This window comes from Cytobacillus sp. BC1816 (assembly GCF_051353635.1).
GTDB lineage: Bacteria > Bacillota > Bacilli > Bacillales > Cytobacillaceae > Cytobacillus > Cytobacillus oceanisediminis_C.
In genome coordinates, this window is the sequence record NZ_CP195611.1 from 1885878 (window position 1) to 1898946 (window position 13069).

The following is a 13069-nucleotide window of genomic DNA, read 5'->3' on the forward strand; positions in this document are numbered from 1 at the left end:
CTTTTTGTATATTAATTGCTGAGTTGATTGTAGCGGAAGAGCGAAAACTCATGCGGGACAGGTGAGATCCGGCAGGCGTGAAGCGCCTGGGCTGCTCACCGCCCGCCCCGAGGTTCGATGAGCAGCCTGAAGCGGAAATCAGCGGACAATATAGATAGATGAAAAACAACAATATATCCGAAAAGTCTTCCTGTATATCAAAATAAAACTTTTGTAAAACAAGAGCTAAGAATCCAGTAAAAAGGAGGGAAATGAATGAGCAAAGTGACTGAAACGGTGGAACAACTGGTCACCCCTATTGTGGATGAACTTAATTTAGAATTAGTCGACATTGAATATGTAAAAGAAGGGAAAGACTGGTTCCTTCGCGTATTTATTGATAAAGAAACTGGTGTTGATATCGAGGAATGCGGAACTGTCAGTGAAAGGCTAAGTGAAAAGCTTGATGCTGAAGATCCGATTCCTTACAACTATTTCTTGGAAGTTTCATCGCCGGGAGCTGAACGCCCTCTAAAGAAAGACAGTGATTTTGTTAAGGCAGTCGGCAAGAATGTTTTCATAAAAACATACGAGCCGATTGATGGAGAAAAGACGTTCGAAGGTGTGTTAACCCAATTTGATGGGGAGACCGTTACGGTTGAAGTGACGATTAAAACAAGGAAGAAAAGGATCGAAATTCCTTATGAGAAGGTAGCGAATGCCCGTTTAGCCGTTGTTTTCTAATGACTGCTGATTGCGGGCTTGCTTATTAAGAAAAGCGGAAGCGCCTTGCCCACCCTCGACAAGCACAAGTCGGGCCTACCGGAAAGGCGTCCTTTGCCTTTTGGGGGAGGACCGGGTTGTGGCCACTTAGGGGGTAGGCGCTGGAGCTAGACAGTTATTGACGTTTAAAAACCAATACTTACTTGTCTTATTAATATAAGCAATTGCTACTCAGAGTTGATCATTTTATAAGAGAATTAAAGGGGGATATAAATCTCATGAGCAGTGAACTTTTGGATGCTCTGACATTGCTTGAGAAAGAAAAAGGCATTTCTCGCGATGTGATTATCGAAGCAATTGAAGCTGCATTGGTGTCAGCCTACCGCAGAAACTTTAACCAGGCACAGAATGTGCGCATTGATTTAAACCTAGGAAACGGAACGATGAGAGTCTTTGCACGCAAAGAGGTAGTGGATGAAGTATTTGATCCGCGTCTTGAGATCTCAGTTGAAGATGCTCAAAAGATCAACCCGAACTACCAGGTGGAAGACGTCGTCGAAATGGAAGTAACTCCTAAGGACTTTGGGCGAATTGCTGCCCAAACGGCCAAACAGGTTGTTACACAGCGTGTCCGTGAAGCGGAGAGAGGCATCATTTATTCTGAATTTATCGACCGTGAAGAAGATATCATGACGGGAATTGTTCAGCGTACAGATCCTAAGTTCATCTATGTGAGCCTTGGAAAGATTGAAGCGATCCTTCCGGCGAACGAACAAATGCCAAATGAGCGTTATCAGCCCCATGACCGCATTAAAGTCTTTATTACAAAAGTAGAAAAGACGACAAAAGGACCACAAATCTTTGTTAGCAGAACGCATCCTGGCCTGCTGAAAAGATTATTTGAAATTGAAGTTCCAGAAATTTATGATGGAACTGTTGAAATCAAATCTGTTGCGCGTGAAGCAGGAGACCGTTCTAAGATCTCCGTACATTCAGACAATGAAGAAGTAGATCCGGTAGGTTCGTGTGTAGGCCCTAAGGGGACACGTGTACAGGCGGTAGTAAATGAGCTTAAGGGCGAAAAAATTGATATTGTAAAGTGGTCTTCAGATCCGGTAGTTTTCGTTGCCAATGCACTTAGTCCTTCAAAGGTGCTTGACGTAATTGTAAATGAAGATGACAAAGCAACAACAGTTGTAGTCCCGGATTATCAGCTATCGCTGGCAATCGGAAAGCGCGGTCAGAATGCAAGACTTGCAGCCAAGCTTACAGGCTGGAAAATTGACATCAAATCAGAAACAGATGCCCGTGAAGCCGGAATCTTTCCGCGGGATGAAACACTGCTGAACTTTGATAATGATGGTTATGAAAACGAAGACTACGAAAATGCGGCAGACTTCGATCTTCAGGATGATCTTTTAGAGGGAAAAGAATAGGGAAGAGGTGAATGATCGTGAACAATCGTAAAAAAGTTCCTTTGCGAAAATGTGTCGCTACCGGTGAAATGAGGCCGAAAAAAGAACTCGTTCGCATCGTTCGCTCCAAAGAAGGGGAAGTATCTGTAGACCCGACCGGAAAAAAATCAGGGCGCGGGGCTTATCTTTCCAAAGAAAAGGAAGCAGTTTTATTAGCAAAGAAAAAGAATATCTTAGCCAATCATTTAGAAGTTTCCATAGGTGATGCTATCTATGAAGAACTCTTGGAGTTAATAGAGAAGGAGAAACGGCAATCCAAATGAACTCAAATCAATGGATGTCATTGCTTGGCTTAGCCAATCGGGCACGGAAAATTACTTCGGGAGAAGAGCTTGCTGTTAAAGATATCAGAAATGGCAAAGCAAAGCTTGTTTTGCTGTCTGCAGATGCATCCGCAAATACGGCAAAGAAAGTTACAGATAAATGTAAATCATTCGGGGTTCCTTATAAGCTGATTCAAAACCGGGAAATGCTTGGTAAGGCTATAGGGAAAGAAGCCCGCGTTGTTGTGGCAGTGTTAGATGCCGGATTTGCAAAAAAGCTGTTAACGTTGCTCGATTAATACTAGCGGGGGTGAAAGTATGAGTAAAATGCGTGTATATGAATATGCGAAAAAACATAACATTTCAAGCAAGGATGTTATTACAAAATTAAAAGACATGAATATTGAGGTTTCCAATCATATGACTACAATTGAGCCGGCTGCAGTCCAGAAACTTGACGGCATCTTTATCAAGAATGACAGCCAGTCTCAAAAACAGAGCAAACCTCAAAATCAGCAAAAACCGCAAGGAAATCAAAAACCAGCTTCAAATAATAGTGCTGCGAATTCAACAGCTGTTAAAGGCAAGCCCCAGAATAAATCAGGTGAAAGCAGAAACCAGGGGCAGGGCAGCCAATCCGGCAATAACCGGGGCAATAACAACAATAACAACAATAGAAACAATAATAACAACAATAGAAACAATAACAACAACCGAAACAATAACCGAAACAACAATAAGAATAAAAACAACAAAGGCAAACAGCAGCAGCAGACTCATGTGGCCCCAGCTCCTAAAAAGGTGAAGGAGCTTCCTTCAAAAATAACTTTCAGCGAATCACTGACTGTAGCGGAACTGGCAAAGAAGCTGCACCGCGAACCTTCTGAAATCATTAAAAAGCTATTCATGCTGGGTGTTATGGCAACCATTAACCAGGAACTTGATAAAGATGCCATTGAGCTGATTGCAGGTGAATACGGTGTGGAAGTAGAAGAAGAGATACTGGTTGATACAACTGATCTTGAAGTATACTTCTCAGAAGATGAAAATGCCGAACTAGTGGAACGTCCATCTGTTGTAACCATCATGGGACACGTTGACCATGGTAAAACAACATTGCTTGACTCCATCCGCAACACAAAAGTAACAGCAGGAGAAGCAGGCGGAATCACTCAGCATATCGGGGCATATCAAGTTGAAGAAAACGGCAAGAAGATTACTTTCCTGGATACTCCTGGACACGCTGCGTTCACGACTATGCGTGCCCGCGGTGCGAAAATTACCGATATTACAATTCTCGTTGTTGCAGCAGATGACGGTGTAATGCCGCAAACGGTTGAAGCAATCAACCATGCAAAAGCAGCAGAAGTACCAATCATTGTGGCTGTTAACAAAATGGATAAGGAAGCAGCAAATCCTGACCGTGTTATGCAGGAATTGACTGAACATGGCCTAGTTCCAGAGGCATGGGGCGGAGACACAATCTTTGTTCCAATCTCAGCTATTAAAGGCGATGGAATTGATGAACTGCTTGAAATGATTCTTCTTGTAGGTGAAGTGGAAGAATACAAAGCAAATCCTGACCGCAATGCCGTTGGTACAGTTATCGAAGCACAGCTTGACAAAGGACGCGGTTCAGTTGCGACCCTTCTTGTGCAAAATGGTACATTGAAGGTAGGAGATCCAATCGTTGTCGGTAACTCATTTGGCCGTGTCCGTGCAATGGTTAATGATCTTGGCCGCCGGGTGAAAACTGCCGGACCTTCAACACCTGTTGAAATTACAGGTCTTAACGATGTACCTCAAGCTGGTGATCGCTTTGCTGTTCTTGATGATGAAAAGACAGCCCGCCAGATTGGTGAAGCTCGTGCCCAGCAGGCCTTGCAGGCTCAAAGAAACGAAAAAACACGCGTAAGTCTTGATAACTTGTTTGAACATATGAAACAAGGGGAAATGAAAGACTTAAACATCGTTGTAAAAGCGGATGTTCAAGGTTCAGCGGAAGCATTAACAGCTGCTCTTCATAAAATTGATGTAGAAGGTGTTAATGTTCGTATCCTGCATACAGGTGTCGGTGCCATTAACGAGTCTGACATCACTTTAGCTGCGGCTTTCAATGCTATTGTGATCGGATTCAATGTTCGACCTGACAATAATGCGAAACGGGCGGCAGATGCAGAAAATGTAGACATCCGCTTGCACCGCATTATCTACAAAGTAATCGAGGAAATTGAATTGGCCATGCAGGGTATGCTTGATCCTGAGTTCGAAGAAAAAATCATCGGCCAGGCTGAAGTACGCCAGACATTCAAAGTTTCAAAAATCGGTACCATTGCCGGTTCGTATGTCACAGACGGAAAAATCACTCGTGACAGCGGTGTCCGCTTAATCCGCGATGGAGTTGTTATTTTTGAAGGGGAAGTTGATGCTCTCAAGCGATTCAAAGATGACGCTAAAGAAGTAGCCCAAGGCTATGAATGCGGTATTACCATCAAAAACTTCAATGACGTTAAAGAAGGCGACGTTATCGAAGCATATATTATGGAAGAAGTGGAACGTTAATGATAATTGGGCTTGCAGCCTGTGAATGTATCATTTATGACACACATTCTTTGAAAGAAAAACGGGCTGTTTTGCAGCGGATTCTAACCCGGCTGAAGCAAAGATACAATGTATCTGTATCTGAGGTGGACTATCAGGACCTATGGCAACGGACAAAAATTGCCATTGTGGCCGTTTCGTCCACCCAGGTTTCAACGGAACACGAGCTGCAAAATGCGCTGAAGATGATTGATTCGTTCCCGGAAATAGAACGGACAATTACAGATTTAGAGTGGCTTTAAGAAGAGGTGAAATAGAATGAGCCTTAGAGCAAATCGAGTTGGAGAACAAATGAAAAAAGAACTGGGCGAAATCATCGGCAGGAAAATAAAGGACCCGCGGGTTGGATTTGTAACAGTCACCGATGTTCAAGTTACTGGGGATCTCCAGCAGGCAACCGTATTTATCTCAGTTCTGGGTGATGAGGAACAGAGGGAAAATACTCTTCGCGGCCTGGCTAAAGCAAAAGGCTTTATCCGATCTGAAATTGGCCAGCGAATCCGTCTGAGAAAAACGCCGGAAATTCTTTTCGAATTTGATGAATCAATCGACTACGGTAACCGTATAGAATCATTGCTCCATCAAATTCAGGACGAAGGCCGTTCCAAAGATGAGGATCGCTCCAAAGAAGAAGAATAATGGAATGGATAGACATTTTGTCTATCCATTTTTTTCTAATCACAGAGACAAGGTGGTACATAATATGGAAGGAATTTTGCCGCTTTTTAAACCTAAAGGAATGACATCCCATGATTGTGTCTTTAAACTGCGGAAGATTTTGCGGATGAAAAAAATCGGCCACACTGGCACACTCGATCCAGACGTAACTGGAGTACTCCCAATCTGCCTCGGGAGGGCAACAAAGGTGGCTGAATACATAACAGATGCAGGAAAGTCGTATGAGGGAGAAGTCACAATAGGCTATTCTACGACAACAGAAGATGCATCAGGAGAAGTCGTGGAAAGAAAAGATGTTACAGCACCTATTGCCAGAAATCAGATAATGGAAGTACTTCAAAGTCTGACCGGGGAAATTACTCAGACACCTCCCATGTTTTCAGCAGTAAAAGTGAATGGGAAACGCCTCTATGAATATGCAAGACAGGGAATAGAAGTGGAACGGCCGTCCAGAAAAGTTACTATTTATTCTATCGAACTGCTCGATGACAGAAAAATGTTTGAGGGTGAGAATATTACCTTCCGTTTCCGTGTAGCCTGCAGCAAAGGAACATATATACGTACGCTCGCTGTCATGATTGGAAGTGAACTGGGATACCCTGCCCATATGTCTGAGCTGGTTAGAATCCAGTCTGCCTCATTGACACTCGATGATTGCCTGACTTTTGAAGAAATAGAAGAAAGAGTGGAGAAGGGGACAATGGTCGAGGTTCTTCGTCCTATGGAAGCCGCGCTCTCTCATTTGCCGAAATTTCAAATAAGTGATAAAGTAGCAGAGAAAGTAAAAAATGGGGCTGTATTAACTATCCCTGATCATTTGCATAACACTGAAGGGCCAATTGCTGTGGAAACAGATGCAGGCCTCGTGCTGGCTATCTATGAGCATCATCCACGCAAACCTGGCATGATGAAGCCAGTAAAGGTGTTAAGAAATGATCAATAAGCACTCGTTAGAAAGCTGTGCATTTTTATAGGTCCAGGCTCTGTAGAAAAAGGTGAATCAATAATATGGAAGTTATTCATATAAATCATCCCCATCGAATGGATAGAACTGAATTTCCTGAAATGGCAATAGCACTTGGATACTTTGATGGTGTTCATCTGGGTCACCAGAAAGTCATCCGTGAAGCAAAATCAATAGCTGAACATAAAGGCTTAAAAAGTGCCGTTATGACATTTGACCCGCATCCATCGGTTATTTTGGGGAAAAGCGTTCAGCATGTGGAGTATATTACGCCTCTTGAGGATAAAATTGCTATCATGGCTGATCTGGGCACAGATTATTTGTTTATCATCAATTTTACAAGAGAGTTTGCAAATCTTCTGCCGCAGGAGTTTGTTGATCAATACCTGATTGGTCTTAATGCAAAGCATGTTGTAGCAGGCTTTGATTATTCCTATGGGCGGATGGGGCGCGGTACAATGGAAACTCTATTGTTTCATTCAAGGGATCAATTTGATTATTCGGTCGTTGCAAAGCTTGCAAAAGATGACGAAAAAATCAGCTCTACGCTAATAAGGAAATACATCCGGGAAGGGAAAACAGCTGAGCTTCCCGACCTTTTAGGAAGATATTATAAAACATCAGGAACCGTTATCCATGGCGATAAGAGAGGCCGTACAATCGGCTTTCCTACTGCGAACGTGGATGTTTCGGATGACTGCATCATTCCTCCGCCAGGTGTATATGCTGTGAGATTCTTAGTAGATGGCAACTGGTATGAAGGTGTATGCAATGTTGGCTACAAACCTACCTTCAATAAGGAAAAAGGGGACAGGCCATCGGTTGAAGTCCATATTTTTGATTTCTCTTCAGATATTTATGGCAGAAAAGTTACGGTTGAATGGCATAAACATCTTAGAAGCGAAAGGAAATTTGCTGGCGTTCAGGAATTAATCGCCCAAATTGCGAAGGATAAACAGCAGACTGAGCAATATTTTGAGAAAAACAGGGTTTAGCCTTGCTTTTTGTCATAAAAAGTTGTATTCTAAGTAACGTACCAAATGAACCTTTGCTTGGCAAGTCGAGTCACCGACGCTTGCTCAGTAACAGGGGATTGAAAATTTAGGAGGTGAACCGGATGGCAATCACTAAAGAACGTAAAAATGAGCTAATCAATGAGTTCAAAACTCATGAAAGCGACACTGGATCTCCAGAAGTTCAAATCGCTGTCCTTACTGAAGAAATCAACAATTTGAACGACCATTTACGTACTCACAAGAAAGACCACCATTCACGTCGCGGTCTTTTGAAAATGGTTGGTAAGCGCCGTAACCTATTAACTTACCTTCGCAACAAAGACGTTGCTCGTTACCGTGAGTTAATCAATAAGCTTGGCTTACGTCGATAATCAACAGAAGCGGGATTTTTTCCCGCTTTTTTATTAGCTTTAAAAACTTGAATTTTGTTCCTAATCATGTACATACATAAGTTATTCTTATTTTAGCAAACGGGAAAATTGTGCATACTATAAGATGCCTAATTTTATTATGATTAAAGAGCATTTCATGCTTTTATATAAAAATGGACTGCTGGCAAAGCAGAGCATATCAGTCTATGCTGCTGTCATGGCAGGATTATCTGCAGATAATGCAGGATAAATTACAATTGAACGGACCAGGCAGAAGAGACGCCTGTCCTTAAGTGAAAGCAGAGAGGGGTACAAATATGGGACAAGATAAACATGTCTACAGCCTTGAGTGGGCTGGGCGCAAATTGACCGTTGAGATTGGCCAGCTTGCAAAACAGGCTAACGGTGCGGTTTTAGTGCGCTATGGCGATACTGTAGTATTAAGTACTGCTACAGCATCAAAAGAACCGAAAAATCTGGATTTCTTTCCACTGACAGTTAACTATGAAGAACGTTTATATGCTGTTGGTAAGATTCCGGGCGGGTTTATTAAGAGAGAGGGCCGTCCAAGTGAAAAAGCGATTTTGGCCAGCCGCTTGATTGACAGGCCAATCCGTCCATTATTCGCTGACGGTTTCAGAAATGATGTACAGGTTGTAAGCATGGTGATGAGTGTGGATCAAAACTGCTCATCAGAAATGGCTGCAATGTTTGGCTCATCATTAGCCCTTTCTGTGTCGGATATTCCATTCGGCGGGCCGATTGCAGGGGTCAGCGTAGGGCGGATCGATGGAGAATTTATCATTAATCCATCTGTGGATCAGGCCGAGAAGAGCGATATCAGCCTGGTTGTAGCCGGAACAAAAGATGCGATTAACATGGTAGAAGCTGGTGCAGATGAAGTGCCTGAAGAAACAATGCTTGAGGCGATTATGTTTGGCCATGAGGAAATCAAACGCCTTATTGCTTTCCAGGAAGAAATTGCGTCTGAAATCGGCAAAGAGAAAATGGAAGTTGTTTTATACCAGGTTGATCAGGACCTTGAAGCTGAAGTTCGCGGCATTTGTGAGAATGATATGATTCAAGCTATCCAGGTGCAGGAGAAGCATGCCCGAGAAGCTGCCATTAAAGCAGTTAAACAAGAAATTACAGCTAAATATGAAGGTGAAGAAGCAGACGAAGACAAGCTGAAGCAAATCAGGCAGATTCTTGATAAAATTGTTAAAGCTGAAGTACGGCGTCTCATCACAGAAGATAAAGTTCGCCCGGATGGACGCGGATTGGATGTTATCCGCCCGCTATCATCAGAGGTAGGCCTTCTGCCGCGCACACATGGTTCCGGTTTATTTACACGCGGACAAACTCAGGCTCTGAGCATATGTACATTAGGAGCTCTTGGAGATGTACAGATTCTTGATGGACTGGGCATTGAAGAAGAAAAGAGATTCATGCACCACTACAATTTCCCTAACTTCAGTGTAGGTGAAACTGGGCCAATCAGAGGGCCAGGTCGCCGCGAAATCGGTCATGGTGCACTTGGAGAACGCGCTCTGGAGCCGATCATTCCATCTGAAAAGGATTTCCCTTATACAATCCGTCTAGTATCTGAAGTATTGGAATCTAATGGTTCAACATCACAGGCAAGTATTTGTGCAAGTACATTGGCCATGATGGATGCCGGGGTGCCTATTAAAGCGCCAGTTGCCGGTATAGCAATGGGACTTATTAAATCAGGCGAACATTATTCAATCCTGACAGACATTCAGGGTATGGAAGACCACCTGGGTGACATGGACTTCAAAGTGGCGGGTACTTCTAAGGGTGTTACTGCCCTGCAAATGGATATTAAAATTGAAGGCTTGTCTCGTGAGATTCTTGAGGAAGCTTTGCAGCAGGCGAAAAAAGGCCGCATGCAGATTCTTGATTCCATGCTGAGCACTATTGGGCAGCCAAGAAAAGAGCTGTCTGAATATGCTCCTAAGATTCTAATGATGTCAATTAACCCTGATAAAATCCGTGATGTTATTGGGCCAAGCGGAAAGCAGATCAATAAGATCATTGAAGAAACAGGCGTTAAGATAGATATCGAACAAGATGGAACAGTATTCATCTCATCTGTAAATGAAGAGATGAATCAAAAAGCGAAGAAGATTATTGAAGATATCGTCCGTGAAGTGGAAGTTGGACAAATGTATCTTGGCAAGGTGAAACGAATTGAAAAATTCGGTGCATTTGTTGAAATCTTCTCCGGTAAAGATGGTTTGGTTCACATTTCTGAACTTGCTGAAGAGCGTGTAGGAAAAGTGGAAGATGTTGTATCCATCGGTGACGAACTTCTAGTAAAAGTTACTGAAATCGATAAGCAAGGCCGCGTAAACCTTTCCCGCAAAGCCGTATTGCGTGAACAGCGTGAGCAAAAGGAAAAAGCACAGCAATAATACTAACCTCTAATTAGAAGAGAAGCATTTTGCTGGGCTGAATTTCCTAGAAGCCAGGGGAAACCCTGGCTTTTTACATATACGTATATCCATGGGGGCATTTGCCCTATACCTTTGTAATATGCTTCCGTTCTACCTTGTCCCTTTGAATCATACTATGAATTGAAGGAGGCATGAAGAATGAGAAAGTTTATCCATATCGCCATCATGTTTGTTATGGCACTTGCTTTTATCAATAATCCTTTTACTGATCAGTATGTATCTGGCCTCAAACAGGAGACGGGAGCGGTACCTGTTTCCAAGTCTAAGGATTTACTTTATGAAGAAATTACAGCAAAAAAAGATGAATACAGCATTCCTGCACAGGATGCAAAAATAGACCGTGTTTGGAAAGCCATTCCAGGGCTTAACGGAATTGAAGTAGATGTTGAGGCATCTTATAAAAAGATGAAATCAGAGAAGAAGTTCAATGAAGATAAGCTTGTATTTAAACAAATTGAACCGAAGGTGAAGTTAAAGGATCTCCCTCCGTCACCTGTATATAAAGGCCATCCCGAAAAACCGATGGTTAGTTTCATTATCAATGTGGCATGGGGAAATGAATATTTGTCCGGTATGCTTGCAACTTTAAAGGAACATAATGTTTCAGCAAGTTTTTTTCTTGAAGGAAGATGGGTAAAGAATAATCCGGAACTTGCCAGAATGATTATGGATGCAGGACATGAAGTGGGCAACCACTCTTATACTCATCCGGATATGAAAGTAATCTCTTCTGCTAAAACAAGGGAAGAAATCCAAAAGACAAATGATGTGATTGAAGCCACGATGGATGAAAAGCTGAGCAAGCCCATTACATGGTTTGCTCCACCAAGCGGCAGCTATAGAGATGAAACAGTGAAGATTGCTGCTGAGAAGGACCTAGGCACTGTTATGTGGACTGTTGATACAGTGGATTGGAAAAAGCCATCCCCGGATGTGCTGATAAATAGGGTGTTATCAAAGGTCCATAACGGAGCACTGATTCTGATGCATCCTACTGACTCCACCGAAAAATCACTCGATAGACTTATAACGGGGCTTAAACAAAAGAACCTTCAGATTGGAACAGTATCCGAATTGTTAAGTGAGAAGAGAATCCAGAATCGGGAAAATAATAATCAGGATTTTGGAAAAAATAACAATAATAATATAAACTAATGGACGTATGTCTTTGGGTTTCAGAACAGGAGGAATTTACTTGATCAAGAAATATACATGCCAAAACGGAGTAAGAGTCGTACTAGAAAACATTCCAACCGTCCGTTCTGTTGCGATCGGAGTATGGATCGGAACAGGTTCACGAAACGAGATTCCCGAAAATAATGGAATCTCTCATTTCCTCGAGCACATGTTTTTTAAGGGAACGAAAACAAGATCAGCCCGGGAAATTGCCGAGAGCTTTGATAGCATTGGCGGCCAGGTGAACGCATTCACCTCAAAAGAATATACATGTTATTACGCAAAAGTACTCGATACCCATTCTAACTTTGCTCTTGAAGTGCTTTCTGATATGTTTTTTAACTCCACGTTTGTGGATGAGGAACTGAACAAAGAGAAGAATGTTGTTTACGAAGAAATCAAAATGTATGAAGACACGCCTGATGATATCGTACATGATCTTTTGAGTAAGGCAATCTATGAGAACCACTCTCTTGGCTATCCGATCCTTGGAACAGAGGGAACACTAGCCACGTTCAATGGTGAAACATTAAAGCAGTATATGCATGAAACCTACACACCTGAAAATGTTGTGATTTCCATTGCCGGAAATATCGATGAGTCTTTCATCAAAGAAGCAGAAAAATATTTTGGATCCTATGAAGGCGGAAAAAGAGAACGCTCAGAGCAGAAGCCTGAATTTCATTCAAACCATCTTGCCCGTAAAAAGGATACAGAGCAGGCACATCTTTGCTTGGGGTTCGAGGGGCTGCAGGTAGGGCATGAAGATATGTACAATCTGATTGTTTTAAATAATATTTTGGGTGGAAGCATGAGCAGCCGCTTATTCCAGGATGTCAGGGAACAAAAAGGATTGGCATATTCTGTTTTCTCTTATCATTCTGCCTTCCAGGATAGCGGTATAGTGACGCTATATGGCGGAACAGGCGCTAAACAGCTGGACGTACTGTTTGATACCATTCAGGAAACCCTAGCCACTCTTAAAAAAGAAGGCATTACAGATAAAGAGCTGAATAACAGCAAAGAACAGCTAAAAGGAAGCTTGATGCTTAGCCTTGAAAGCACAAACAGCAGAATGAGCCGTAATGGCAAAAACGAACTGCTGCTGGGTCGCCATCGTTCTATGGATGAAATTGTAGAAGAAATCGATGCAGTTTCCATGCAAGGCGTGAACGACATGGCGAATGCCATTTTCACAGACAATTATTCTGTTGCTTTAATCAGCCCGGAGGGAGAACTTCCGAAAAACCTTTAATAAGTTTGTTGTGTCCCGTTGCTAAACCGGAAATTAACATGAGAGAAACAGCCTGTATATTGCAGGCTGTTTTCTTTTGTCCTGGACT

At 42.6% G+C, this 13069-nt stretch carries 13 protein-coding genes; all 13 read left to right on the forward strand.

Annotated elements, in window-relative coordinates:
* Positions 1-255: 255 nt before the first annotated feature.
* Positions 256-723, forward strand: a complete 468-nt coding sequence (gene rimP, locus ACR42H_RS09880; protein ID WP_009330707.1) for a ribosome maturation factor RimP — start codon at positions 256-258, stop codon at positions 721-723.
* A 257-nt stretch (positions 724-980) separates the two neighbouring features.
* A complete protein-coding gene (gene nusA / locus ACR42H_RS09885) occupies positions 981-2138 on the forward strand; it encodes a transcription termination factor NusA (RefSeq protein WP_113881978.1) in 1158 nt (385 codons plus the stop codon).
* Positions 2139-2155: 17 nt separating this feature from the next.
* Positions 2156-2440 carry an RNase P modulator RnpM gene (gene rnpM / locus ACR42H_RS09890; RefSeq protein ID WP_113882149.1) on the forward strand — a complete coding sequence of 95 codons (285 nt, stop codon included), beginning with the start codon at positions 2156-2158 and terminating at the stop codon, positions 2438-2440.
* Complete coding sequence (locus ACR42H_RS09895; RefSeq protein ID WP_436375819.1) at positions 2437-2739, forward strand: YlxQ family RNA-binding protein; 303 nt, start codon at positions 2437-2439, stop codon at positions 2737-2739. Before rnpM ends, ACR42H_RS09895 begins: the two co-directional genes overlap by 4 nt.
* Before the next feature lie 19 nt (positions 2740-2758).
* Positions 2759-5002, forward strand: a complete 2244-nt coding sequence (gene infB, locus ACR42H_RS09900) for a translation initiation factor IF-2 (RefSeq protein WP_113881979.1) — start codon at positions 2759-2761, stop codon at positions 5000-5002.
* A complete protein-coding gene (locus ACR42H_RS09905; RefSeq protein WP_009330702.1) occupies positions 5002-5283 on the forward strand; it encodes a DUF503 domain-containing protein in 282 nt (93 codons plus the stop codon). The genes infB and ACR42H_RS09905 overlap by 1 nt, the downstream gene beginning before the upstream one ends.
* A gap of 16 nt (positions 5284-5299) precedes the next feature.
* The gene (gene rbfA / locus ACR42H_RS09910; RefSeq protein ID WP_113881980.1) at positions 5300-5680 is read left to right on the forward strand and encodes a 30S ribosome-binding factor RbfA; all 381 of its coding nucleotides are present in this window, start codon (positions 5300-5302) and stop codon (positions 5678-5680) included.
* Between the two features lie 64 nt (positions 5681-5744).
* Complete coding sequence (gene truB, locus ACR42H_RS09915) at positions 5745-6662, forward strand: tRNA pseudouridine(55) synthase TruB (protein WP_113881981.1); 918 nt, start codon at positions 5745-5747, stop codon at positions 6660-6662.
* Positions 6663-6727: 65 nt separating this feature from the next.
* Positions 6728-7678: a bifunctional riboflavin kinase/FAD synthetase gene (gene ribF / locus ACR42H_RS09920; RefSeq protein WP_436375822.1), complete on the forward strand. Its 951-nt coding sequence runs from the start codon at positions 6728-6730 to the stop codon at positions 7676-7678.
* A gap of 122 nt (positions 7679-7800) precedes the next feature.
* Entirely contained in the window at positions 7801-8070 is a 270-nt protein-coding gene (rpsO, locus tag ACR42H_RS09925; protein ID WP_009330698.1) for a 30S ribosomal protein S15, read from the forward strand.
* A gap of 317 nt (positions 8071-8387) precedes the next feature.
* On the forward strand, positions 8388-10508 hold the full coding sequence (gene pnp, locus ACR42H_RS09930; protein WP_113881983.1) for a polyribonucleotide nucleotidyltransferase: 2121 nt from the start codon (positions 8388-8390) through the stop codon (positions 10506-10508).
* Between the two features lie 180 nt (positions 10509-10688).
* The gene (locus tag ACR42H_RS09935; protein ID WP_113881984.1) at positions 10689-11705 is read left to right on the forward strand and encodes a polysaccharide deacetylase family protein; all 1017 of its coding nucleotides are present in this window, start codon (positions 10689-10691) and stop codon (positions 11703-11705) included.
* Between the two features lie 40 nt (positions 11706-11745).
* Entirely contained in the window at positions 11746-12981 is a 1236-nt protein-coding gene (locus ACR42H_RS09940; protein ID WP_113881985.1) for a M16 family metallopeptidase, read from the forward strand.
* Positions 12982-13069 lie beyond the last annotated feature (88 nt).

Coding starts and splice junctions, on each gene's coding strand:
- rimP (WP_009330707.1), top strand. CDS start 256: ATGAGCAAAGTGACTGAAACGGTGGAACAACTGGTCACCCCTATTGTG.
- nusA (WP_113881978.1), top strand. CDS start 981: ATGAGCAGTGAACTTTTGGATGCTCTGACATTGCTTGAGAAAGAAAAA.
- ACR42H_RS09895 (WP_436375819.1), top strand. CDS start 2,437: ATGAACTCAAATCAATGGATGTCATTGCTTGGCTTAGCCAATCGGGCA.
- infB (WP_113881979.1), top strand. CDS start 2,759: ATGAGTAAAATGCGTGTATATGAATATGCGAAAAAACATAACATTTCA.
- ACR42H_RS09905 (WP_009330702.1), top strand. CDS start 5,002: ATGATAATTGGGCTTGCAGCCTGTGAATGTATCATTTATGACACACAT.
- rbfA (WP_113881980.1), top strand. CDS start 5,300: ATGAGCCTTAGAGCAAATCGAGTTGGAGAACAAATGAAAAAAGAACTG.
- truB (WP_113881981.1), top strand. CDS start 5,745: ATGGAAGGAATTTTGCCGCTTTTTAAACCTAAAGGAATGACATCCCAT.
- ribF (WP_436375822.1), top strand. CDS start 6,728: ATGGAAGTTATTCATATAAATCATCCCCATCGAATGGATAGAACTGAA.
- rpsO (WP_009330698.1), top strand. CDS start 7,801: ATGGCAATCACTAAAGAACGTAAAAATGAGCTAATCAATGAGTTCAAA.
- pnp (WP_113881983.1), top strand. CDS start 8,388: ATGGGACAAGATAAACATGTCTACAGCCTTGAGTGGGCTGGGCGCAAA.
- ACR42H_RS09935 (WP_113881984.1), top strand. CDS start 10,689: ATGAGAAAGTTTATCCATATCGCCATCATGTTTGTTATGGCACTTGCT.